21 protein-coding genes and 2 tRNA genes are annotated in these 21,388 nt (G+C 65.5%); 9 read left to right on the top strand and 14 right to left on the bottom strand.

Annotated elements, in window-relative coordinates; all coding sequences use genetic code 11:
- From BMZ02_RS00730 to BMZ02_RS00705, 6 genes are read left to right on the top strand one after another with little or no spacing between them, the layout of a single operon-like run.
- The gene (locus BMZ02_RS00730; protein WP_091639063.1) at nucleotides 1-297 is read left to right on the top strand and encodes a cation:proton antiporter; all 297 of its coding nucleotides are present in this window, start codon (nucleotides 1-3) and stop codon (nucleotides 295-297) included.
- Nucleotides 294-1,238, top strand: coding sequence for a hydrogenase subunit MbhD domain-containing protein (locus BMZ02_RS00725; protein WP_091639061.1), 945 nt, complete (start codon nucleotides 294-296; stop codon nucleotides 1,236-1,238). Before BMZ02_RS00730 ends, BMZ02_RS00725 begins: the two co-directional genes overlap by 4 nt.
- Complete coding sequence (locus BMZ02_RS00720) at nucleotides 1,235-1,534, top strand: NADH-quinone oxidoreductase subunit K (RefSeq protein WP_091639060.1); 300 nt, start codon at nucleotides 1,235-1,237, stop codon at nucleotides 1,532-1,534. Before BMZ02_RS00725 ends, BMZ02_RS00720 begins: the two co-directional genes overlap by 4 nt.
- Nucleotides 1,527-2,972 carry a complex I subunit 5 family protein gene (locus BMZ02_RS00715; protein WP_091639058.1) on the top strand — a complete coding sequence of 482 codons (1,446 nt, stop codon included), beginning with the start codon at nucleotides 1,527-1,529 and terminating at the stop codon, nucleotides 2,970-2,972. Before BMZ02_RS00720 ends, BMZ02_RS00715 begins: the two co-directional genes overlap by 8 nt.
- Entirely contained in the window at nucleotides 2,969-4,459 is a 1,491-nt protein-coding gene (locus BMZ02_RS00710) for a complex I subunit 5 family protein (RefSeq protein ID WP_091639057.1), read from the top strand. The genes BMZ02_RS00715 and BMZ02_RS00710 overlap by 4 nt, the downstream gene beginning before the upstream one ends.
- A complete protein-coding gene (locus tag BMZ02_RS00705) occupies nucleotides 4,456-6,129 on the top strand; it encodes a complex I subunit 5 family protein (RefSeq protein ID WP_091639055.1) in 1,674 nt (557 codons plus the stop codon). The genes BMZ02_RS00710 and BMZ02_RS00705 overlap by 4 nt, the downstream gene beginning before the upstream one ends.
- 18 nt (nucleotides 6,130-6,147) lie before the next feature.
- Here the strand turns inward: BMZ02_RS00705 and BMZ02_RS00700 are convergent, their stop codons facing one another.
- Genes BMZ02_RS00700 through BMZ02_RS00690 form a run of 3 tightly spaced genes read right to left on the bottom strand, consistent with a single transcriptional unit; the run spans nucleotide 6,148 to nucleotide 8,538 of the window.
- A complete protein-coding gene (locus tag BMZ02_RS00700) occupies nucleotides 6,148-6,558 on the bottom strand; it encodes an HIT family protein (RefSeq protein WP_091639053.1) in 411 nt (136 codons plus the stop codon).
- Nucleotides 6,559-6,568: 10 nt separating this feature from the next.
- The gene (fghA, locus tag BMZ02_RS00695) at nucleotides 6,569-7,417 is read right to left on the bottom strand and encodes an S-formylglutathione hydrolase (RefSeq protein WP_091639051.1); all 849 of its coding nucleotides are present in this window, start codon (nucleotides 7,415-7,417) and stop codon (nucleotides 6,569-6,571) included.
- Nucleotides 7,418-7,428: 11 nt separating this feature from the next.
- Entirely contained in the window at nucleotides 7,429-8,538 is a 1,110-nt protein-coding gene (locus BMZ02_RS00690) for an S-(hydroxymethyl)glutathione dehydrogenase/class III alcohol dehydrogenase (RefSeq protein WP_091639049.1), read from the bottom strand.
- A 124-nt stretch (nucleotides 8,539-8,662) separates the two neighbouring features.
- Here BMZ02_RS00690 and BMZ02_RS00685 point away from each other — a divergent pair, with 124 nt between their 5' ends.
- On the top strand, nucleotides 8,663-9,547 hold the full coding sequence (locus tag BMZ02_RS00685) for a LysR substrate-binding domain-containing protein (RefSeq protein WP_091639047.1): 885 nt from the start codon (nucleotides 8,663-8,665) through the stop codon (nucleotides 9,545-9,547).
- A gap of 46 nt (nucleotides 9,548-9,593) precedes the next feature.
- Here the strand turns inward: BMZ02_RS00685 and BMZ02_RS00680 are convergent, their stop codons facing one another.
- Together BMZ02_RS00680 and BMZ02_RS00675 are read right to left on the bottom strand one after the other, a co-directional pair.
- Nucleotides 9,594-10,430 carry a bifunctional allantoicase/(S)-ureidoglycine aminohydrolase gene (locus tag BMZ02_RS00680; protein ID WP_216110633.1) on the bottom strand — a complete coding sequence of 279 codons (837 nt, stop codon included), beginning with the start codon at nucleotides 10,428-10,430 and terminating at the stop codon, nucleotides 9,594-9,596.
- A 96-nt stretch (nucleotides 10,431-10,526) separates the two neighbouring features.
- Nucleotides 10,527-12,023, bottom strand: coding sequence for a SulP family inorganic anion transporter (locus tag BMZ02_RS00675; protein ID WP_245753900.1), 1,497 nt, complete (start codon nucleotides 12,021-12,023; stop codon nucleotides 10,527-10,529).
- 355 nt (nucleotides 12,024-12,378) lie between these two features.
- On the opposite strand from BMZ02_RS00675, the gene BMZ02_RS00670 reads away from it, so the two are divergent.
- Nucleotides 12,379-12,846: a universal stress protein gene (locus tag BMZ02_RS00670; RefSeq protein ID WP_091639044.1), complete on the top strand. Its 468-nt coding sequence runs from the start codon at nucleotides 12,379-12,381 to the stop codon at nucleotides 12,844-12,846.
- A gap of 147 nt (nucleotides 12,847-12,993) precedes the next feature.
- Nucleotides 12,994-13,467 (top strand): Crp/Fnr family transcriptional regulator, encoded by a 474-nt coding sequence (locus BMZ02_RS00665; RefSeq protein WP_091639042.1) that lies wholly within the window; start codon nucleotides 12,994-12,996, stop codon nucleotides 13,465-13,467.
- A gap of 174 nt (nucleotides 13,468-13,641) precedes the next feature.
- Here BMZ02_RS00665 and BMZ02_RS00660 read toward each other — a convergent pair.
- From BMZ02_RS00660 to pncC, 9 genes are all read right to left on the bottom strand, one after another.
- Nucleotides 13,642-13,718 (bottom strand) — tRNA-Arg (locus BMZ02_RS00660).
- 146 nt (nucleotides 13,719-13,864) lie between these two features.
- A tRNA-Ser gene (locus BMZ02_RS00655) sits at nucleotides 13,865-13,953 on the bottom strand.
- A gap of 109 nt (nucleotides 13,954-14,062) precedes the next feature.
- Complete coding sequence (gene csrA, locus BMZ02_RS00650) at nucleotides 14,063-14,260, bottom strand: carbon storage regulator CsrA (RefSeq protein WP_091639040.1); 198 nt, start codon at nucleotides 14,258-14,260, stop codon at nucleotides 14,063-14,065.
- A gap of 309 nt (nucleotides 14,261-14,569) precedes the next feature.
- The gene (locus BMZ02_RS00645) at nucleotides 14,570-15,823 is read right to left on the bottom strand and encodes an aspartate kinase (RefSeq protein ID WP_091640323.1); all 1,254 of its coding nucleotides are present in this window, start codon (nucleotides 15,821-15,823) and stop codon (nucleotides 14,570-14,572) included.
- Between the two features lie 87 nt (nucleotides 15,824-15,910).
- Complete coding sequence (gene alaS / locus BMZ02_RS00640; protein ID WP_171909751.1) at nucleotides 15,911-18,517, bottom strand: alanine--tRNA ligase; 2,607 nt, start codon at nucleotides 18,515-18,517, stop codon at nucleotides 15,911-15,913.
- A gap of 54 nt (nucleotides 18,518-18,571) precedes the next feature.
- Nucleotides 18,572-19,057 carry a regulatory protein RecX gene (locus BMZ02_RS00635; RefSeq protein ID WP_245753899.1) on the bottom strand — a complete coding sequence of 162 codons (486 nt, stop codon included), beginning with the start codon at nucleotides 19,055-19,057 and terminating at the stop codon, nucleotides 18,572-18,574.
- Nucleotides 19,058-20,104: a recombinase RecA gene (gene recA, locus BMZ02_RS00630; RefSeq protein WP_091640318.1), complete on the bottom strand. Its 1,047-nt coding sequence runs from the start codon at nucleotides 20,102-20,104 to the stop codon at nucleotides 19,058-19,060. It abuts the gene before it with no gap.
- A gap of 129 nt (nucleotides 20,105-20,233) precedes the next feature.
- Nucleotides 20,234-20,755, bottom strand: a complete 522-nt coding sequence (gene thpR / locus BMZ02_RS00625) for an RNA 2',3'-cyclic phosphodiesterase (RefSeq protein WP_091639038.1) — start codon at nucleotides 20,753-20,755, stop codon at nucleotides 20,234-20,236.
- 6 nt (nucleotides 20,756-20,761) lie between these two features.
- Entirely contained in the window at nucleotides 20,762-21,289 is a 528-nt protein-coding gene (gene pncC, locus BMZ02_RS00620; RefSeq protein WP_091639036.1) for a nicotinamide-nucleotide amidase, read from the bottom strand.
- Nucleotides 21,290-21,388: the final 99 nt, after the last annotated feature.

The following is a 21,388-nucleotide window of genomic DNA, read 5'->3' as shown; positions in this document are numbered from 1 at the left end:
ATGGTTGAGTGGATCGCGGGCACACTGATCGCTACCGGGCTGCTGTTCTTTGTCGCCGGCACCGTGGGGCTGCTGCGGTTCCCGGACCTCTACACCCGGCTGCACGCGCTGACCAAGGCGGACAACACGGGGCTGGGGCTGATCGCGGCCGGTATCGCCGTGCTCGCCGGTGCCTGGCAACCGGTGCTGCTGATCGCCCTGATCTGGTTCCTGGCGGTGACCGCCGCCTCCATCGCCTGCCACCTGGTGGCCCGGCACGGGCTACGCCATGACCACGAGGAGGACATCGGCCCATGAGCCTCTTCGACGGACTGCTGGCGCTGATCGTCGCCGGACTGGGCTGGCGCTGCATCACGGCGCCGGATGTCTACCGTGCCATCGTCCTGTTCATCGTCACCGGCCTGATGCTCGCGCTCACCTGGGTGCGCCTGGACGCCCCTGATCTGGCCCTGGCGGAAGCGGGCATCGGCGCCGGCCTGTTGGGCATTCTGCTGCTGAGCACGTGGCGCGCCCTGCTGCACGCCGGGCCCGAGCAGGCGGATCAGCCGCCGGCATCCCGCACGGTCCGGCACCTGGCGGCCCTGGGCAGCATCGTCCTCGGTGTGGCGGTGGCGGTGGCCCTGCATCAGGTCCACACGCTGATCGACGGCGAGCGGGCCGGCACCATTGCGCTGGATTCCCTGGACGCGGCGGGTGTGGACCAGCCGGTCACGGCGGTACTGCTCAACTTCCGCTCCTACGACACCCTGCTGGAAATGGGCGTGCTGCTGATGGCGTTGATCGGTGCCGTACTGCTGCGCTCGCCGCTCATTCAACGCCCCGGCGCTGACGATGCAGGCACCGACTCGCCGCTGATCCCGGTCCTGGTGACGGTGTTCGTCCCCCTGGTCGTGCTCATGGGCGCGTTCCTGGTCTGGGCCGGCGCCTACATGCCGGGTGGCGCGTTCCAGGGGGGCGCGGTGATGGCCGGCGCCGGCGTCATGCTGGTACTCGGGGGCCGCCTGCACAGTGCCGATCACATCGGGCTATTGATGCGGGTACTGCTGATCCTCGGTGTCACCGTGTTCATTGTGGCGGGGTTGCTGGTGATGCCACTCGAGGGCGCGTTCATGGCCTACCCCCGGGCGCTGGTAACGCCACTGATGGTAACCATCGAATTCAGCCTGGCCATTTCCATCGCCCTGACACTGCTGTTGCTGTTCACCGGCACCACCGGGCTTCGGAGGGCGGACCCATGACGGCGCTGGACCCGTTCATCGTGGCGACGGCGGCGCTGGTGGCCGTGGGCTTCTACGGCTTCATCACGCAACAACACCCATTGCGGCGACTGCTGGCCATCAACATCTTCGGCAATGGCGTGTTCATGAGCATGATTCTGATCGCGTACTGGATGCCCGGGGGGCCGGACCCGGTACTGCACGCCATGGTGATCACCGGGCTGGTCATCGCGGTCAGCGCCACGGCATTCGGTCTCGCGCTGGTCCGGCGCCAGATCCAGGACGCCAACCGCGACCGGGACCGCGACGATGACTGAGTTTCTTCCGGTCATCGCTGTGTTCGTGCCGTTCCTGGCGGGGATCGTGCAGTTCCTGTTCGGGCCACGCGCACTGCCCTGGTGGCCACTGCTCGCGGTCGCCGCCACCGTCGCCAGCAGCCTCTGGCTGGTCGCAGCGGTCGCCCAGGGCGGCGAGGTCAGCCAGCCGCTGGGGGGCTGGGACGCGCCGCTGGGCATCGAAGTACGGGTGGACGGCCTGGCGGCCGTGATGCTGCTGCTGACCACGGTGGTGGGTGCGCTGGTGTCGGTGCACGCCTTCGCCACGTTTCACCGCGGCCACCCGAGTGCATCCCACTACTGGGCGCTCTGGCTACTGCTGTGGGGCTCTCTGAACGTCCTGTTCGTCTCGGGGGACCTGTTCAATCTCTACGTGGCCCTGGAGCTGGTCTCCCTGGCCGCCATCCCCATGGTGCTCCTGGCCGGCCCGGCGAAGACGGTCAGCGCGGCGCTGGCGTATCTGCATTTCGCGCTGTTCGGCTCGCTGGTCTACCTGGCGGGCGTGGCCATTACCTACGGCCTCGCCGGCAGTCTGGATCTGCGCCTGGTTGCCGATGCACTGGCGGACGGCGGCTTCGCCGGCAGTCTGGCGGCGGCGCTGCTCATCACCGGCGTGCTGGTCAAGGCGGCGATCGTGCCCTTCCACATCTGGCTGCCGGCCGCCCACGGCAATGCACCGGCGGTGGTCAGCGCCGCCCTCTCCGCGCTGGTGGTCAAGGCGTGTGTCTACCTGCTGCTGCGCCTGTGGACGGAGCCGCTGGCGGGCGTCGCGGCACCGCAGATCGGCCAGATGCTCGGTGCCGTCGGGGCCGCCGCCATTCTGTATGGATCGATCCAGGCGTGCCGGCAGGAGCGGCTGAAACTGGTGGTGGCCTACTCCACCGTGGCCCAGCTCGGCTACATGCTGCTGTTCTTCCCCATGGCCAGCGCCCTTGCCTGGGAGGGGGCGGTGTATCACGGCCTTGCCCACGGCGTGGCCAAGGCGGCCCTGTTCCTGGCGGCCGGCAACGTTCTCGCCTACGTGGGTCACGACCGGCTGCGGGAGCTGCGCGGCCTGGACCGGCCCCTGTCGGTAAGCCTGTTCGCATTCGCCCTCGCCAGCGTCAGCATCATGGGGCTGCCGCCCAGCGGCGGCTTCATCGCCAAGTGGCTGCTGTTGAGTGCGGCGCTGGAGTCGGGCCAGTGGTGGTGGGTGGCCGTGCTGCTGGTGGGCGGCCTGCTGGCGGCGGTGTACGTCTTCCGGGTGCTGCGCTTCGCGTTTCTGCAGGCACCGGGGCCGGTCATTGAGAGGCCGGGCCCAGCGCCGGGGCCGCTGATGGCCTGGCCGGCCATGATACTGGCACTGCTGGCCGTGGCACTGGGCCTGACCAGCGCGCCGCTGCTGGAGCTGCTCGGCGGCCTGCCGGGAGGCACCCCATGAGCTGGCTGTATACCGCCATGCCTCTCTGGGTCCTGCTGATCTCCGTGGCAACGGCCACGGCCGTGTTCGCCAGCGGTGAACAGTGGCAACGCCTGCGCACCACACTCAATCTGGGCGGTGCGGTGGCCAAGCTGGTGCTGATCGGCATCATGCTCTGGGGGGTGGATCAGGGACACGAGTTCGTGGTCCGGCTGACCCTGCTGCCGGCGCTCGACCTGGACCTGGTGCTCCAGGCCGATGCGCTGAGCATGCTGTTCGCGACCCTGTCGGCGATGCTCTGGCTGGTCACCACCGTCTACGCCATCGCCTACCTGGAGGACGCGCCCGACAGGGCCCGCTTCTTCGGCTTCTTCAGCCTGTGCGTCACCGCCACCATGGGCATTGCCATGGCAGGCAACCTGTTCACGTTCTTCGTGTTCTACGAGCTGCTCACGCTCGCCACCTGGCCGCTGGTGGTGCACCGGGGGACGGAAAAGGCCATGGCCGCCGGCCGCAGTTACCTCATGTACACCCTGGTGGGCAGTGCGATCTTCCTCGTGGGCATCGTCGCCCTTTACCTCCTGGACGGCCCCAGTGACTTTGTTGCCGGCGGCGAGCTGCAGCATCTGGGTGACACCCATGGCACGACCCTGACGATCATCTTCGTGATGCTGATGATCGGCATCGGCGTCAAGGCGGCGCTGGTGCCGCTGCACGGCTGGCTGCCCACCGCCATGGTCGCGCCGGCACCGGTCAGCGCCCTGTTACACGCCGTTGCCGTGGTCAAGGCCGGCGCGTTCGGCATCATCCGGGTGGTCTACGACGTCTACGGCGTCACGCTGACACAGGAGCTGGCCCTGGGCCTGGGTCTTGCAATCGCGGCGTCCGTGACCATCATCTACGGATCGCTGCGCGCCATCTGGCAGACGGACCTCAAGCGCCGCCTGGCGTTCTCTACGGTCAGCCAGGTGTCCTACATTGCACTGGGCGTGGGCCTGGGCAGCCCCATGGCCACCATCGGCGGTCTGGTGCACCTGGTGCATCAGGGGCTGATGAAGATCACGCTCTTCTTCTGCGCGGGCAACTACGCGGAGACCCACCATATCCACTCCATCCACGAGCTGGATGGCATCGGCCGCCGCATGCCCTGGACCACCACCATGTTCACCCTGGGCGCGTTCGGCATGATCGGCGTGCCACCCATGGCCGGATTCATCAGCAAGTGGTATCTGGGCATGGGCGCGGTGGAGGCGGACTACCTCTGGGTCATTCCGGTGCTGATTGCCAGCACCGTCCTGAACGCCATTTACTTCCTGCCGCTTGTGCACCGGGCCTGGTTCCGGCCGCCGCCGTCGGACCAGTCCCACCGCCATGAGGCCGCGGCAGGGCTGCTCTGGCCAACCCTGTTCGTGGGCTTCGCATCGGTGGGCGTGGGGCTGTTCGCCGCATTCGCCTGGAGTCCGCTGGGCTGGGTGGAACTCATCGTCGAGCGGGAGTACTCGCCATGAGCATGGTGTTGCTGCTGATCCCGGCGCTGCCCGCACTGCTGGCACTGGGCGCCCTGTCCGGCCACCTGGGCGGCCGTGGCGTGCCCGCGAGCGTCACGCTCACTGCGGCGCTGGCCGGCGGGTTCGCCATCGTCGGTGCCGACCCGGTACACCTGGACTGGTTGCTGCTGGGCACGACCCTCGGGCTAGGGTCCACGGCCCAGGCCCTTCTTGGCGCTGCGGCGATTCTGTGGACTGCCGCAGCCATCGCTGCCCGGCGGCTGTTTGACGGCGACACAGGCCCCCGGTTCGGCATGTGTTTCCTGCTGACATTCGCCGGGAATCTCGGCGTGATCGTGGTCCAGGACCTGGCGGGGTTCTACCTCGCCTTCGCCGTCATGACCTTTGCCGCCTATGGCCTGGTGGTGCACGACGAAAGCCGGGAAGCCGTGCGGGCAGGCCGCATCTACCTGATTCTGTCCATCGCCGGTGAGGCGCTGCTGCTGGGCGGCATCTTCATGCTCGCCGCCGAGGTGGGCAACCCGGCGGCGTCGGCAATCCCCGCTGCCTACGAGGAGCTGACGCAGCCCCAGGTGGTCGGTGGCCTGCTGCTGGCCGGCTTCGCAGTGAAGATGGGGATCGCACCGCTGCACGTCTGGTTGCCACTGGCGCACCCGGCAGCGCCGGTGCCGGCCAGCGCGGTGCTGTCCGGCATCATCGTCAAGGGTGGATTACTGGGCTGGCTGCAGTTCGTCCCGGCAGGCGACCCGGCCCTGGCGCTGCCTGGTAACGCGCTGACCGCGCTGGGTCTGGTCAGCGCGTTCGGAGCAGCGCTCATCGGCTGCTTCCAGTCCCGGGCCAAGACCGTTCTCGCCTACTCCACCATCAGTCAGATGGGCCTGCTGGCCGTCCCGGTCGGCCTGCTGGTGGCCGGACACGGGGACGCGGGGCTGCTGCTCCCGGCGATCACCCTGTTCGCGCTGCACCATGCCCTGAACAAGGGCGCCCTGTTTCTCGCCATGGACCAGATCAAGCATGGCCGCAGGGCAGTGGCATTGATCACCGCCCTGCCGGCAATCGCCCTGGTCGGTGTGCCGGTCGCCTCCGGGCTGATCGCCAAGGGGGCGGTGAAGTCCGCCCTTCCGGAGCCGTTCGCCCTGGCGCTGACGCTGACCGCCATCACCACGGCCCTGCTGCTGATCCGGTTCCTGTGCCTGATCTGGCCCGGACGCAATGCGTCCCCCCGGGCCCTGGAGCCGGTGCCGTTCCTGATCTGGTTAGTGGTGGTCCTGCTGGGCCAGGCACTGCCGTGGCTGTACGCGAACGCGGATGACCGCGCCTACGCGCTCGCACCCGGAACACTGTGGGACGGGCTATGGCCCGTCGCCATCGCCGTGGTCGTGGCCGGCCTGGCGTCGGAAGTGCTCAAACGCTGGCCAAGCCTGCCGGAAGGAGACGTGGTATCACCGGTGGAGCGGGGCTTGCGCCGCCTCTACCGCGGCGTTGTCCGCAGGCACCGGCAGCTCGGTGATCGCCTGCGCCCGAATCGCGAGCGCCTGGCCGCCCTGCCCGCCCACCGGTTACCGCAGCACATCCCGGAACCCGGCATCCCCTGGGTCGGTGCCCTGATCCTCGTGATGACACTGGTGCTCGCGCTGCTCTACGGTATTCCGGTCGGCGTGCTGTCCTGACCCGGCGCTGCGACGCCTTCAGGCGGGCAGTGCCTCCGTCAGCGCCGACCGGATGGCCTGGAGCTGTGCCTCCGAGCGGGGTGGCGCATCCGGCAGGTTACCCCATACAGGGTCCGGCCAGCAGGGGTCTCCCTGCCAGCGCCCGACCACGTGCACATGCAGTTGCGGCACCCGGTTGCCAATGGCAGCCACGTTGGTGCGCTCGCACCGGTGAAACCCCTTGATGAACCGCGCCAGGGCATCAGTGACGCCGTCAACGGCGATCCGTTCCGCGTCGGAGAGTTCATCGAGCTCCAGCGCCCGGGTCTCGGGGACGACAATGTACCAGGGCAGACTGCCGTTACGGTGAAGCAGAACGCTGCAGGCCCCGTAGCCACCAAGGACGTGACAATCGGCCTGCAGCTGTTCATGAATGGCGAACACTGTCATGCACCGTAATCTACACGCCCAGGTGCCGGGCGTGATAGCGCAGATGGTCCTCGATGAAGGTCGCGATGAAGAAGTAGGAGTGATCGTAGCCTGGCTGGAGCCGCAGCGTCAGCTGCACACCGGCCGCCGCGCAGGCCTCTTCCAGCGCCTCGGGACGGAGCTGACCATCCTTCAGGAAATTGTCCGCATCCCCCTGATCCACGAGCAGTCCCTGATCAAATCCGTGCGCACGGATGAGTTCAACGGTATCCCAGTTCTTCCACTGGTCACGATCCTCGCCCAGGTAGCCACTGAACGCCTTCTCCCCCCAGGGGCAGTTCACCGGGTTGGCGATGGGCGCGAACGCCGATACCGACGCGTAACGCCCCGGATTCTTCAGGGCACAGATGAAGGCACCGTGACCGCCCATGGAGTGCCCGCTGATGGACTCCTGCCCGTTCAGCGGGAAATTCGCCTGCACCAGCTCCGGCAACTCCCGGGTGACGTAGTCGTACATGTGGTAATGCCGGCTCCACGGCTCGCGGGTGGCGTTGATGTAGAAACCGGCTCCAGAGCCGAAATCATAGCTCTCGTCTTCACCCGGCAGCTCCGTCCCCCGGGGGCTCGTATCCGGACACACGATGGCCATGCCCAGCTCCGCCGCTACCCGGTGCGCCCCGGCCTTCTGCATGAAGTTCTCGTCAGTGCAGGTCAGCCCCGACAGCCACCACAGCAGCGGCACGGTGCCATCCTGCGCCTGGGGCGGCAGGTAGATGGCGAAGATCATCTCGCAGCCCAGTGTGCGGGACTGATGGCGATACCGCTTCAGCCAGCCACCAAAACTCTTGGTGGCCGACACCAGCTCCAGCGCTTCCGACATGGGTCGGCTCCTCAATAGTGCAGGACGGTGCGAATACTCTTGCCTGCGTGCAACAGTTCAAAGGCTTCGTTGATCTGGTCGAACGGCATGTCGTGGGTGATGAACTCGTCGATCATGATGCGACCGTTCATGTAGTCATCCACGTACCCGGGCAGCTCGCTGCGCCCTTTCACGCCGCCGAACGCAGAGCCTTTCCAGACCCGCCCGGTGACCAGCTGGAACGGCCGTGTGGAAATCTCCTCGCCGGCGCCGGCGACGCCGATGATCACCGACTCGCCCCACCCCTTGTGGCAGCATTCCAGCGCCGACCGCATGACGTTGACATTACCGATGCACTCGAAGGAGTAATCGACCCCGCCATCGGTCATGTCGACGATCACCTGCTGGATGGGGTCGCTGTAGTCCTTCGGGTTGACGAACTCCGTGGCCCCGAACTGCCGTGCCAGCTGGAACTTGTCCGGGTTCACATCGATGGCGATGATGCGCTCGGCCCCGGCCATCTGCGCCCCCTGGATCACGGCCAGCCCGATGGCGCCGAGGCCGAACACCGCCACCGTGGAGCCCGGCTCCACTTTGGCCGTGTTCCGCACCGCGCCGATACCGGTGGTCACCCCGCAACCAAGCAGGCAGATCTTGTCCATGGGTGCCTCTTTCGAGACCTTCGCCAGCGAGACTTCCGGCAGAACGGTGTACTCGCTGAACGTGGAGCACCCCATGTAATGATGCAGCGACTTGCCATTGAGCGAGAACCGGGACGTACCGTCCGGCATCACGCCCTTGCCCTGGGTGGCGCGCACGGCGCCGCAGAGGTTGGTCTTGCCCGAACGGCAGAATTTGCACTCACCACATTCGGCCGTGTAGAGGGGGATGACATGGTCGCCCGGCTGGAGGCTCTTTACCCCTTCCCCCACTTCCTGGACGATACCTGCACCCTCGTGGCCCAACACCGAGGGAAACAGGCCTTCCGGGTCGGCACCGGAGAGTGTGTACGCGTCCGTGTGACAGACACTGGTGGCCTTGATCTGTACCAGGACTTCACCCTTTTTCGGGCCGTCCACGTCGATCTCTTCCAGCACCAGCGGCTTGCCTGCCTCCAGTGCTACGGCGGCACGGGATTTCATAGTCCTTCTCCTCGTTACCGGTGGCGCCGTGTGACGCCACCTCCTGAATTCACTATCCAGTGTAACGGCACACGTGCGGGAATTAAGGCATCATTGGGCAAGAGATTATTGCTGGAGAGCAACAATGCAGCACTGGGATCGTATCGAGGCTTTCGTGGAAGTGGTCCGGCGGGGGTCGTTTGCCGAGGCCGCCCGGCACCTGAGCGTCTCAAGCTCCCATGTGAGCCGCCTGGTGGCGCGCCTGGAAACCCAGCTGAGTACACAGCTGCTCTACCGCACCACCCGGCAGCTCAAGCTCACTGACGCCGGCGAAGTGTATTTCGACCACTGCGCACACCTCTTCGACGGCTTCCAGGAAGCGCTCCAGGCCATCGGCGACTACCAGCGCCGCCCGACCGGGGTACTGCGCGTGACCTGCGCCGCCACTTTCGGCGAACGCTACATCGCCCCGCTGGTCAACGCGTTCCTGCAGCAGCACCCGCAACTGACCGTGAACCAGGAATTCACCAACCGGCGCGTGGATATCGTCAACGAGGGGTTCGACGTGGCCATCCGTGCCGGCGCCCTGCCAGACTCGTCGCTGATCGCCCGCCGCCTGTGCAGCCGCCGCGAATACGTGGTCGGCTCCGTGGACTACTTCCAGCGTTATCCACAGCCCCACACCCTGGAGGAGCTGGCCGGGCACAACTGTCTGCTCGGGTCCGCCGATCACTGGCAGTTCGACATGGATGGCCAGCACCGGCATTTGCGCGTGCACGGCAACTGGCGAGGGAACTCGGGGGTGGCGTTACTGGATGCGGTTCAGCGGGGGCTCGGCCTGGCACAGCTTCCGGACTACTACGTCCAGTCGGGCCTGGCTGAAGGTCGCCTGATGTCGGTGCTGGACCAGTACGCCTGCACCCACACCGCCGTATGGGTGGTCTACCCGCGCCACCGCCATCTCTCCCCCAAGGTCCGTCAGTTCGTGGATTTTCTGGTGGACAACATCGACACCGTCGGGGCGGCATGACCGTGAGTGCGCCACCACCGGGACACGCCGGTACAACCCCGGCGCATCAGCCGCCGGGACGCCCCAGGGTCATATGCCGGTTCACGTCCTTGTACAGCAGATAACGGAACGGGCCGGGGCCGCCCGCATAGCAGGCCTGTGGACAGAAAGCACGCAGCCACATGTAGTCTCCGGCCTCCACTTCCACCCAGTCCTGGTTCAGGTGATAGACACCCTTGCCTTCGAGCACGTACAGGCCGTGTTCCATCACGTGCATCTCGTCGAAGGGAATCACGCCCCCCGGCTGGAACGTCACGACGGTGACGTGCATGTCGTGCCGCAGATCGGCCGGGTCCACGAAGCGCGTGGTCGCCCAGCGACCATCCGTGTCCGGCATCGGCGTGGGCTCGATGTCGTTCTCGTTGGTGACGAAACCTTCCGGCACGCCCAGACCGTCCACGTATTCATACGCCTTACGAATCCAGTGGAAGCGGACAGGCTCTGCACCGTGGTTGCGCACCGACCAGTTACTGTCCGGCGGGATGAAGGCATAGCCACCGGGACGCATCACATGGGTGGCACCCTCGAGGGTCAGGGTGAGCTCGCCTTCCACCAGGAACAGCACGCCTTCGACACCGGCCTGCTGCTCCGGCCGGTCGCTGCCACCGCCGGGACCGACCTCCATGATGTACTGGGAGAACGTCTCCGCGAAGCCGGACAACGGCCGCGAGAGCACCCACAACCGCGTCTCCTCCCAGAACGGCAGGTAACTGGCAACAATGTCCCGCAGGACGCCCTTGGGGATGACGGCGTACGCCTCGGTGAACACCGCGCGATCGGACAGCAGCTGCGTCTGCGGTGGTAGCCCGCCTTTCGGGGCGTAGTAGCTTCGCTCTACCATCATGGCTCCTCTGGCTCAGCGTGGCAGGCGTGTCGGCGACTGATGTCCGGCACACCGGTTCATGGAGCCATTGTATACCATACTGAACACAACCCGGAATCAGTGGCCCGGTTCGCCCGCTCCAGTGTCATCATAAGCAGCGAGATCATCCATGAGTTTGGCACCCTGGCCTTCGGGGTGCACCACATCGACTTCAACGCCGTTACGGCGCAGCTTGCCGACGACCTTGTCCACCGCCCCCACGGCGGAGCTGTCCCAGAGGGTGGCACCGGTCAGGTCGATGGTCACTCTCGGCACCGCCGCAGTGTAATCGAAACCGGCCATGAAATTGTCGACGGCCACGAAGAACAACACCCCTCGCACGCGGTACGTCCGGTGCTGGCCATCGTCGCTGTCCTCTGGCGTCACGCGGATCTGGCGGGCCAGTTTGCGCACGAAGAAGATTGCGCTCAGCAACACGCCGGCGAAGACCCCCTTTGCGAGATCGTGCGTCACCACCACGGTCACCACGGTGACGATCAGCACGAACGCATCGGTGCGCGGCATCTTCCGCAGCATGCCAATGGACGTCCAGTCGAATGTACCGATGGAGACCATGATCATCACGGCCACCAGAGCCGGCATGGGAATCATGGACACCAGGTCGCCGAGCACCATGATGAAGAACATCAGGTACACACCGGCCGCCAGGGTCGACAATCGCCCCAGCCCCCCGGACTTCACGTTGATCACGGACTGGCCGATCATCGCGCAGCCCGCCATACCACCGAAGAAACCGGAGGTGATGTTGGCAATACCCTGTCCCCGGCACTCCACATTCTTCTTGCTGGGCGTGTCGGTGAGATCATCGACGATGGACGCCGTGAGCAGTGACTCGAGCAACCCGACAATGGTCAGCGTCAGGGCAACCGGAAGAATGATCTGCAGGGTCTCGAAGGTGAGCGGCACCATGGGAATGCTCAGAAACGGCATCCCGTCCGGCAGATCCCCCATGTCGCCGACGGTCTTCAACGGCATGTTGAAATAGATGGCCGCGCCGGTCAGTACCACGATGGCGATGAGCGGGGGCGGAATGGTGCGGTTGATGTAGGGAAACCCGTAGAGAATCGCCAGACCGGCGGCCACCATCAGGTACGTGGGCATTCCATGACCGACGAAATGCGGGATCTGCGCCATGAAGATCAGAATCGCCAGGGCGTTCACGAAGCCCAGCATCACCGTGCGCGGAATGAACATCATGTAGCGCGCAAGCTTGAGCCAGCCGAAGATGATCTGCAGGACGCCGGTCAGTATGGTCGCCGCAAACAGGTACTCAACGCCATGATCCGTCACGATGGTGACCATCAACAGCGCCATCGCTCCGGTTGCGGCCGAGATCATCCCGGGCCTGCCGCCGGTGAACGCGATCACCACGGCAATGCAGAACGACGCATAGAGCCCGACTTTCGGGTCGACACCGGCGATGATGGAGAACGCAATTGCCTCGGGAATCAGCGCAAGCGCAACCACGATGCCCGCGACCAGGTCCCCACGGACATTGAACAACCACGTGCGACGGAATGAACCCGCGCCCCGCTTCATTACATCAGACAGCATTAACGGACCTTTCCCCGCGGGCGCACAGCCGGCGAGCTCTCAGCAATGTCGGATTTCGCACCGGCGAAGGGTGCACAGTTTTCGAACGGTTTGACTGGAAAACGCTGATAAGCCGCGTTACGGAGTGCGGGATGCAAGGCATCTGACTCCTGCGGGAGAGGGCCGCGGCGACCATGTTGCCAGACTCCAAGTGGGCCGGATGATACGGGGATTGCGCTCCCTCCTCAAGAAGAATGCTGCACAACAGCATTTCTGGTCTTTTCGGAACAAACGCTGTCTGCGGGGCAACACGATCGGTTACTCTGAGCGTCAACTGGAACAAACACCTGAAAACCCGGAGGCACGCCGACTCTCTATGCTGAAACGTATCCTGGTGCCCGTGAACTTCTCGACTGCTTCGGCACGTGCTGTGGCCGTGGCCCGCGACTTCCGCCCCGAGACAACCACCCTGCGCCTGCTTTACGTGGTCGGTCCCAGCGAGATCGCCCAGGCCACCGCGGACCCGTCAATCAACCCCATGCACGCCAGAGACGAGCGCAGCAAGGCGGAAGCCGCCGCCCGCGAGAAACTGAACGAATGGGTCCGCGAGGGCGAAGAGGTCGCCGTGGAAGTGGGCAGTGCCGCCGAGAAGGTCAGCGCCCACGCCGACCAATGGGGCGCCGACCTGATCGCCATGGGCACCCGCGGGCGTAGCGGCCTGCAGCAGTTCCTGCACGGTTCGGCCACGGAGTGGCTAGTGCGCCATGCCAAGCAGCCCGTTCTCGTGGTTCACGACGTGGACCTGGACCCCGAACAGGCCGCTCACCTGCCCCCCATGGACTAACCCCGTCGACGGCGGACCGCCCACCACGGATGCAATGTCGCGCACGTGCGACATACTCTCCTTGTGGCGTGGTGGCGTCATCCGGCTGTGACCGACCCTGCCCCTCCGCGCCGTCGCACCCGTGTGCCGCCAGCAGAGGGCAACGCCATGACAACCGCCGATGTCTCCGCCCAGCTCCGTCAGCAGCCGTTCTTCGCCGACCTGAATGAGGCAACCATCCAGGAGCTGAGCCAACGCGCTGCAACTCTCACCCTGTCGCGGGGGGACGTCCTGTTCCGGCAGGGCGAGGTCTCCGATGTCTTCTACCTGGTCACCAGCGGCGAGATTCTCATCGAGATTCCCGCTATTTCGGGTCCGGCGCTGGAGATCCAGCGATTGACCGAGGGCCAGATTCTCGGGTGGTCCTGGCTGATCCCGCCCTACAAGTGGACGTTCCAGGCGCGCGCCGAGTCCGACACGGAACTCCTGACCTTCGACGGCGCCGCCATTCTCGCGCACTGTGAAGAGGACCCTGCATTCGGCTATGCCGTGCTGAAGAAGTTCTCGGCGCTGATGTCGGAGCGGCTGGAAGCGGCACGCCGCCGCATGATGGACGAGTGGAACCCGCCCGGGTTCGCTTAGACACGGCGCGCCCCTGGCTGGTTATACAGCGACCGGGGCTGGTGGACCTGAAGGTCCACCCTACTCGTCCTAACGCTCCGTCGTCGAACCAACGGGTTCATGTCGGAGGTCCGAATCCGGCAGGTTATACAACGAAAAAAGGGGCACCCTGTCGGGTACCCCTTTTCCGTTGTATGGCGCGCCCGGAAGGATTCGAACCTCCGACCGCCTGGTTCGTAGCCAGGTGCTCTATCCAGCTGAGCTACGGGCGCTGAATCTGTGAAGGCGCAGATTATGGCGAAGGGCCGGCTCTGCGTCAATGCGACATCCCCGAACCCACATTGTCCAATCGAGGGTTCGAATCCGCCGTGTCACGATTTTCAGTTAAGCAGTACCTGCGGCACTGCTTAACTGAAAATGGCGGAGAGGGAGGGATTCGAACCCTCGATGGGCAGTACCCATACTCCCTTAGCAGGGGAGCGCCTTCAGCCACTCGGCCACCTCTCCGGGATCGCGGATGGCGCGTTTTGCGCGCCATCGTTGAAGCGCCGTAGACTACGGGATTTGGCCTCTCAGGTAAACCCGTGGGAGGCCATCGTCCCTGTTACGACAACAGTCAATTACTTCCGGGTGCGCCCTCCTCGTCCTCGTTCTCGTGCTGGATCCGCTCATAGATCTCCTCACGATGCACGGAGACGTTCCGGGGCGCATTGACGCCAATGCGCACCTGGTTACCCTTGACGCCAAGAACGGTCACGGTCACTTCGTCACCGATCATCAGCGTCTCACCTACTCGCCTGGTCAGAATCAGCATTTGCCTCTCTCCTAAATCCACTGGCCCCCGCTACGCCGGTTACCCAACCAGACGCTTCCACGTCGACGCACACCCATGCCACGGCGCCTGGCCATTTCTCCGGGCCAGCCTCCGGGCCTCCCTGTAAAACGTGGACCCGCGGTTCCTCTCGAGAGTTTCAACGACCGGCATCCAGCGCAGCCGCCACTTCAGCTAAGCATCAAAATCCCGGAGACCACCGTCAGCCGATGGATGTCACCTGCCGGGTCCTACATACAGGGCGATCCAGTCGATCACCCCACGAACGCAACCAGCTCTCAACGGCCTGGCTCAGTCGCTCGATTTTCCTTCGATACTGACCTGCGCGTCCTCATCATCGAGCTCGAACGCGGTATGCAGGGCGCGTACGCCCAGCTCCAGGTACTTCTCGTCGATCACCACGGAGATCTTGATCTCCGACGTGGAGATCATCTGAATGTTGATCCCTTCTTTCGCCAGGGCTTCGAACATGGTGCTCGCAACACCGGCGTGGGACCGCATGCCGACCCCGACCAGCGAGAGCTTGACGATCTTGGTGTCGCCGTAGACCTCCCGGGCACCCAGTTCGTCATTGATGCCCTGGAGAATCTTCAGGGTCTTCTCGTAGTCGTTGCGGTGCACCGTAAAGGTGAAATCGGTCAGGCCGCTCTGGCTGATGTTCTGGACAATCATGTCCACTTCGATGTTCGCCTCGGACACTGGGCCGAGAATGCGCCCGGCGATACCGGGCTGATCCGGAACACCCAGGACGGTCAGTTTGGCTTCGTCGCGGTTGAACGCGATTCCGGAGATCAGCGGTTCTTCCATGTTCTCGTCCTCATACGTAATCAGTGTGCCCGGACCATCGTCGAAGGTTGACCGCACGCGCAGCGGCACGTGGTACTTGCCCGCGAACTCCACGGCCCGGATCTGCAGGATCTTGGAGCCCAGGCTCGCCATCTCCAGCATCTCCTCGAAGGTGATGCGGTCAAGCCGGCGCGCCTTGGACGCGACCCGCGGGTCGGTGGTGTAGACACCATCCACGTCGGTATAGATCTCGCACTCGTCGGCCCCCAGGGCGGCGGCCAGTGCGACGGCAGTAGTGTCGGAGCCACCGCGGCCCAGGGTAGTGATGGCGCCGCTGGAATCCATGCCCTGGAAACCGGCCACCACGACGATGCGACCTTCCTTGAGGTCCTCGGTGACGACCTTGGCGTCGATCTCCTGAATCCGCGCCTTGCTGTGGACGCTGTCGGTCAGGATGCGCACCTGCGCCCCCGTGTAACAGCGTGCGGCATGCCCCTGCTTCTCAATGGCCATGGCCAGGAGCGCGATGGTCACCTGCTCGCCGGTGGAGAGCATCATGTCCAGCTCCCGCGCCGGCGGATTGGGGTTCATCTGCTTGGCGAGCTCCGTCAGCCGGTTGGTCTCGCCACTCATGGCCGAGACCACCACGACCACGTTGTTGCCGGCTTCCTTGGTCTTGATCACCTTGCGGGCGACATCCTCGATGCGCTCAATGGAGCCCACGGAGGTTCCGCCGTATTTCTGTACGATCAGGGGCATCAGTCCGTTTACCTGTTTCCGGGTGCCGCGGCCGTCACCGCGGGCACCGTGCATGTGGATTGATCAGCCGCCGTCCGGCCACCTGTCTCACTGCAACTGCTGCCGGATCCACTCCGGCACCGACTGCATCGCCTCCGGCAGCCGCTCGGGCTCACTGCCACCGGCCTGCGCCATGTCGGCACGGCCACCGCCGCGGCCACCGACCTGCTGGGCCACGGCATTGACCAGGTCCCCCGCCTTGACGCGGTCCGTCAGGTCGCTGGTGACACCAGCGACCAGCCGTACCTTGCCGTCATCAACGGCAGCCAGCACCACGGCGGCAGAGCCGAGCTTGTTCTTGAGCTGGTCGACGGTATCGCGCAGGGCCTTGGCATCCCCCCCTTCCAGGGTCGAAGCGACCACGCGAACGCCATCCACGTCCACGGCCGAGTCGGCAAGGTCGCCGCCGGCCTGGCTGGCGAGCTTCTGCTTCAGCCGTTCCAGTTCCTTCTCGGTCTGGCGGCTCTTGTCGAGCACCTGCTCCAGGCGCACCTGCAGGGTCTCCGGGCGGGCACGCAGCAGCTCGGCGGCACGGCCCAGCGTCTGCGCCTGCTCCTCGACCCACTCCACGGCCCGTGCACCGGTAATCGCCTCGATACGGCGCACACCTGCCGCCACGCCGGTTTCCTCGACGATACGGAACAGTCCGATATCGCCGGTACGGCGCACGTGCGTACCACCGCACAGCTCGGTGGTGAGCTCGCCGAAGCGCACCACGCGAACCTCGTCGCCGTACTTCTCACCGAACAGGGCCATGGCGCCGGTTTCCATGGCCTGGTCATAGGGCATCACCCGGATGTCCGCCGGCTCGTTCTCACGGATGCGGGCGTTGACGATCTGCTCGATGCGCTGGAGTTCATCGGAATCGATGGGCTCCGGGTGCGAGATGTCGAATCGCAGCCGGTCCGGCGCCACGAGGGACCCCTTCTGGTGCACATGCGTGCCCAGCCGCTCCCGCAGCACGGCGTGCAGCAGATGGGTCGCGGTGTGGTTGAGCTGCGTGGCGGCACGGCGCTCGGCATCGACCCGGGCCTGCAGGGTCTGCCCCACCGCCAGCGCCCCACTCCGCACGCGCCCCAGGTGGCCAATGGCCTCGCCCTGGCGCGCAGTATCCTCGACCTCGAACTCGATCCCATCCGCAGTCAGGGTGCCGGTGTCGCCAACCTGGCCACCGGACTCGGCGTAGAAGGGCGTGCGGTCCAGCACCACCATGCCGGTCTGGCCGGCGTCGAGCTGGTTTACGGCACGGCCGTCGGCGAACAGGGCCACCACCTGACCACTGTCCTCAAGCTGCTCGTAACCGGTGAAACTGGAACGCGCGGAGACCTCGGCGCCGCCCGCGTGGTCGGCGCGGAACTGGCTTGCCGCGCGGGCGCGATTGCGCTGATCCTCCATGTGGGCTTCGAAGCCGTCCATGTCCAGCGACAGATCCCGCTCGCGGGCGATGTCGGCGGTGAGATCGACCGGGAAGCCGTAGGTATCGTAGAGCTTGAAGACCGTGGCGCCGGGAATGACGGAGCCGGAGAGGTCCTTGAGGTCGCCTTCCAGCAGCTTCAGACCCTGCTCCAGGGTCTCCTGAAACTGTTCTTCTTCACGCTTGAGCAGCTTTTCCACCTGCACCTGCTGCGCGACCAGCTCCGGGTAGGCCGCGCCCATTTCGTCCACCAGCGGCTGCACCAGCCGGTGGAAGAAGATCTCCTCCTGGCCGAGCTTGTAACCGTGCCGGACGGCGCGACGGATGATCCGGCGCAGCACGTAGCCGCGCCCCTCGTTGGAGGGGAACACCCCGTCGGTGATGAGAAAGGCGCAGGCACGGATGTGATCGGCGATGACCTTGAGAGAGCTGTTGTCCAGGTCGTCCGTGGCGCCGGTGACGTTGGCCGCTGCACGGATGAGATTCTGGAACAGATCGATCTCGAAGTTGCTGTGCACGCCCTGAAGAACGGCGGCCAGACGCTCCAGCCCCATGCCGGTATCGATGCTCGGCTTGGGCAGCTCCGTCATGGACCCGTCGGCGGACCGGTTGTACTGCATGAACACCAGGTTCCAGACCTCGACGAAGCGGTCACCGTCCTCCTCCGGCGTTCCGGGCGGGCCACCGGGGACGTCAGGGCCGTGATCGTAGAAGATCTCCGAGCACGGCCCGCAGGGACCAGTATCGCCCATGGACCAGAAGTTGTCGTGCGCGCCGATGCGGGAGAAGCGCTCCGGGGAGACGCCAATCTCTTCCAGCCAGATCCGGGCAGCTTCGTCATCCTCCTCGAACACCGTCACCCACAGCTTCTCGGGCGGCAGCTCGATCACCCGGGTGAGGAACTCCCAGGCAAACCGGATCGCCTCGCGCTTGAAATAGTCGCCGAAGCTGAAGTTGCCCAGCATCTCGAAGAACGTGTGGTGCCGGGCGGTATAGCCGACGTTCTCGAGATCGTTATGCTTGCCGCCGGCACGCACGCAGCGCTGTGAGGAGCAGGCACGGGTATAGCCCCGCTCCTCGCGCCCCAGGAACACGTCCTTGAACGGCACCATGCCGGCGTTGGTAAACAGCAGCGTCGGATCGTTGCCGGGCACCAGCGGACTGCTGGGCACGACTTCGTGACCATGCTTCCGGAAATACTCGAGAAATGCGCTGCGCAGTTCCGCACTCGTTATCGTCATGAACCCTTTGACCTGCCTTTTCAAAACCGCGGTCTCCACCGCGGATGCTGTCACCTAGTCGCGCGCCCGTGAATCCAGCACGCTGTACACCTGTTCCGCACTGAACCCGCGGCTCGCCAGGAATCGTGCCTGCCTGGCCCGCTCCCGGCGGTCGTCGGGCAGCGCTTCACCGAAGCGCCGGACCCGTACCGCCCGCGCCTGCTCGATCCAGTCCACCGACTGTTGATCAAGGTAGTAACGAGCCAGGCGTTCGTCGATGCCCCGCTGCGAGAGATCCGAGACGATCTTCACGGGGCCCTGACCCTGCTGACAGCGCTGACGAACGAACACTTCCGTGAAACGCTCGTCACTCAGGTAACCTTGCCGGACCAGACGGTCCAAAACAAGCTCTATTACGCGCTGCTCATACCCGCGGGCGCCCAGCTTGCGTGCCAGCTCCTGACTGGAGTGCTCGCGGCGCGCCAGCAGACGAACGCCGGCCTCGTAGCCGGCGTCCATGGCCTCTTCGTCGGGCTGATCCACCACACCTGTCGCCTGCAATCAGGCCTCGGCTTCCTCGGATGCCTCCTGGCCACCACTGCTGCTGCCGTCACCGCGTCCGGGCAGGAGAATCTCCCGCAGCTTGCGGTCGATTTCATTGGCAACGTCAGGGTTGTCCTTGAGGAAGGTCCGCACGTTGTCCTTGCCCTGGCCGATCCGGTCGCCGTTGTAGCTGTACCAGGCACCGGCCTTGTCGACGATGCCGTGTTTGGCGCCCAGGTCGATGAGCTCACCCTCACGGGAGATGCCTTCACCGTAGAGGATCTCGAACTCGGCCTGCTTGAATGGCGGCGCCATCTTGTTCTTGACCACTTTCACGCGGGTTTCGTTACCCACCACCTCGTCGCCCTTCTTGATCGCCCCGATACGGCGGATATCCATGCGCACGGACGAGTAGAACTTGAGCGCGTTACCACCCGTGGTGGTCTCAGGACTGCCGAACATGACACCGATCTTCATGCGGATCTGGTTGATGAAGATCACCAGGGTGCCGGTGCGCTTGATGTTGGCGGTGAGCTTGCGCAGCGCCTGGGACATGAGCCGCGCCTGCAGGCCCACGTGGGAGTCGCCCATTTCCCCCTCGATTTCCGCCTTCGGGGTCAGCGCCGCCACGGAGTCGACAACCACGATGTCCACCGCGCCCGAGCGCACAAGCATGTCGGAGATCTCCAGCGCCTGCTCGCCGGTATCCGGCTGGGACACCAGCAGTTCGTCCACGTCGACGCCCAGCTTGCGCGCGTAATCCGGGTCCAGGGCGTGTTCGGCATCCACGAATGCCGCCGTGCCACCCTGGCGCTGCGCCTCGGCGATGATCTGCAGGGTCAGCGTGGTCTTGCCGGAAGACTCCGGGCCGTAGATCTCGGCAACGCGCCCGTACGGCATACCACCGATACCCAACGCCACATCCAGGCTGAGGGAACCGGTGGATACGGCGTCGACATCCCTGACCGCCGCGGCGTCGCCCATGCGCATGACGGCGCCCTTTCCGAACTGCTTCTCGATCTGCCCGAGAGCGGCGCCGAGCGCCTTTTTCCGATTGTCGTCCATCATTACCTCTGCTTGTGTTCGCGCGCACTGAGAACCGGTCGGCGGCCAGCTCCATGCCACCACCCAAAGCGCTGTATTATTCCATACTTGCATACACCCTCCCACCCCCGGCGAGGGAGCGGAAGGGAGTCAGACAGCATCGCCCGGCGGCAGCCGCCAGCGCGCCAGCGGCCTATACACGGCACCCTCCGGCCGCGTTTCGGACGCCATGAGTACGTAATCGTCAAAACGGATCCGGATCGGCGTGACAGGACGCGTGGGGGCCGGGGCGGCGCGCCGCTCCAGTGTCACGTGGGGGTTCCAGGGGCGACGGTCGAACGACAGCCCCTGCCCGGTCAGCAGACGTCGAATACCTGCCTGCAGGCACTCCGCCTCGGGCGGCACCGCCTCCGGCACCAGCACGCGCGCACGCGCCCGCTCCCAGAACACCAGCCGCTCGAAACACAGCTCGAACGGTGGCACCGGCACGGCATCTTGCAGTGCGCGGAGCGCGTCGGCAGCAGTGGCGTCGACGTCACCCAGGAACGCCAGGGTCACATGCAGGTTGTCCGCGGGAATGACGCGGCCTCGGGCACCGTCGGTCGGCAACACTGCCGCCAGCGACGCCCTGGCAGCGGCGTCGGGATACAGGGCGAAGAACAGCCGCGCCATGACGGCTCAGGGAATCTCCCGCCGCATCTGGCGAAGCACGCCCTCCAGGGCGACGGCGACGCTGGCGCGGCGCACATCCTCGCGGCCGCCCGGGAAACGCTCCGGGCGCGAGATCACGAACCCGGAGCGCAGCGCCCAGCCAAACCAAACCAGCCCCACCGGCTTGGCGTCGCTGCCACCGTCCGGCCCGGCAACGCCACTGACCGCCACGGCAACATCGGCGCCACTGCGGGCGAGCGCCCCTTCCGCCATGGCGCGTACCACTTCTTCGCTGACCGCACCGAACCGCGCAAGCTGCTCCGGGGGGACGCCTAGGAGCTCCGACTTGGCATCGTCGGAGTAGGTCACCACGCCGCGGCGGAACCAGCCTGAGCTGCCGGCCACGTCGGTCACCGTCTTGGCGATCCAGCCGCCGGTACAGGATTCGGCCGTGGTCAGCACCTGGCGGCTCTCGGCCAGCGCCGCACCAACGGCCTCCGCCAGCACGGCCAGCCGCGACTCGTCGGGGGCGTTTCCGGACACGGTATAGTCCATGGAGCATCCACTTCCGGTTGCGTTGCAGGGGAAAGGGTCAAACTCTAGCATAGCGGCTTTCCGGGACCGACCACGGCACCAGCCGACCCGACAAGGAAT

It is taken from the genome of Aquisalimonas asiatica (assembly GCF_900110585.1).
Taxonomy (GTDB): Bacteria; Pseudomonadota; Gammaproteobacteria; order Nitrococcales; family Aquisalimonadaceae; genus Aquisalimonas; species Aquisalimonas asiatica.
Note: the sequence above shows the minus strand (reverse complement) of the source record. Positions and strands in the feature narration are given on the sequence as shown.

What these genes read in the sequence shown, in the direction of transcription:
- BMZ02_RS00715 (WP_091639058.1), top strand. Translation starts at nt 1,527, where the DNA reads ATGACTGAGTTTCTTCCGGTCATCGCTGTGTTCGTGCCGTTCCTGGCG.
- BMZ02_RS00645 (WP_091640323.1), bottom strand. Translation starts at nt 15,823, where the DNA reads ATGCCCCTGATCGTACAGAAATACGGCGGAACCTCCGTGGGCTCCATT.
- BMZ02_RS00680 (WP_216110633.1), bottom strand. Translation starts at nt 10,430, where the DNA reads ATGATGGTAGAGCGAAGCTACTACGCCCCGAAAGGCGGGCTACCACCG.
- BMZ02_RS00710 (WP_091639057.1), top strand. Translation starts at nt 2,969, where the DNA reads ATGAGCTGGCTGTATACCGCCATGCCTCTCTGGGTCCTGCTGATCTCC.
- BMZ02_RS00690 (WP_091639049.1), bottom strand. Translation starts at nt 8,538, where the DNA reads ATGAAATCCCGTGCCGCCGTAGCACTGGAGGCAGGCAAGCCGCTGGTG.
- fghA (WP_091639051.1), bottom strand. Translation starts at nt 7,417, where the DNA reads ATGTCGGAAGCGCTGGAGCTGGTGTCGGCCACCAAGAGTTTTGGTGGC.
- BMZ02_RS00705 (WP_091639055.1), top strand. Translation starts at nt 4,456, where the DNA reads ATGAGCATGGTGTTGCTGCTGATCCCGGCGCTGCCCGCACTGCTGGCA.
- BMZ02_RS00720 (WP_091639060.1), top strand. Translation starts at nt 1,235, where the DNA reads ATGACGGCGCTGGACCCGTTCATCGTGGCGACGGCGGCGCTGGTGGCC.
- csrA (WP_091639040.1), bottom strand. Translation starts at nt 14,260, where the DNA reads ATGCTGATTCTGACCAGGCGAGTAGGTGAGACGCTGATGATCGGTGAC.
- recA (WP_091640318.1), bottom strand. Translation starts at nt 20,104, where the DNA reads ATGGACGACAATCGGAAAAAGGCGCTCGGCGCCGCTCTCGGGCAGATC.
- alaS (WP_171909751.1), bottom strand. Translation starts at nt 18,517, where the DNA reads ATGACGATAACGAGTGCGGAACTGCGCAGCGCATTTCTCGAGTATTTC.
- BMZ02_RS00675 (WP_245753900.1), bottom strand. Translation starts at nt 12,023, where the DNA reads ATGCTGTCTGATGTAATGAAGCGGGGCGCGGGTTCATTCCGTCGCACG.
- BMZ02_RS00665 (WP_091639042.1), top strand. Translation starts at nt 12,994, where the DNA reads ATGACAACCGCCGATGTCTCCGCCCAGCTCCGTCAGCAGCCGTTCTTC.
- BMZ02_RS00730 (WP_091639063.1), top strand. Translation starts at nt 1, where the DNA reads ATGGTTGAGTGGATCGCGGGCACACTGATCGCTACCGGGCTGCTGTTC.
- pncC (WP_091639036.1), bottom strand. Translation starts at nt 21,289, where the DNA reads ATGGACTATACCGTGTCCGGAAACGCCCCCGACGAGTCGCGGCTGGCC.
- thpR (WP_091639038.1), bottom strand. Translation starts at nt 20,755, where the DNA reads ATGGCGCGGCTGTTCTTCGCCCTGTATCCCGACGCCGCTGCCAGGGCG.
- BMZ02_RS00685 (WP_091639047.1), top strand. Translation starts at nt 8,663, where the DNA reads ATGCAGCACTGGGATCGTATCGAGGCTTTCGTGGAAGTGGTCCGGCGG.
- BMZ02_RS00725 (WP_091639061.1), top strand. Translation starts at nt 294, where the DNA reads ATGAGCCTCTTCGACGGACTGCTGGCGCTGATCGTCGCCGGACTGGGC.
- BMZ02_RS00670 (WP_091639044.1), top strand. Translation starts at nt 12,379, where the DNA reads ATGCTGAAACGTATCCTGGTGCCCGTGAACTTCTCGACTGCTTCGGCA.
- BMZ02_RS00700 (WP_091639053.1), bottom strand. Translation starts at nt 6,558, where the DNA reads ATGACAGTGTTCGCCATTCATGAACAGCTGCAGGCCGATTGTCACGTC.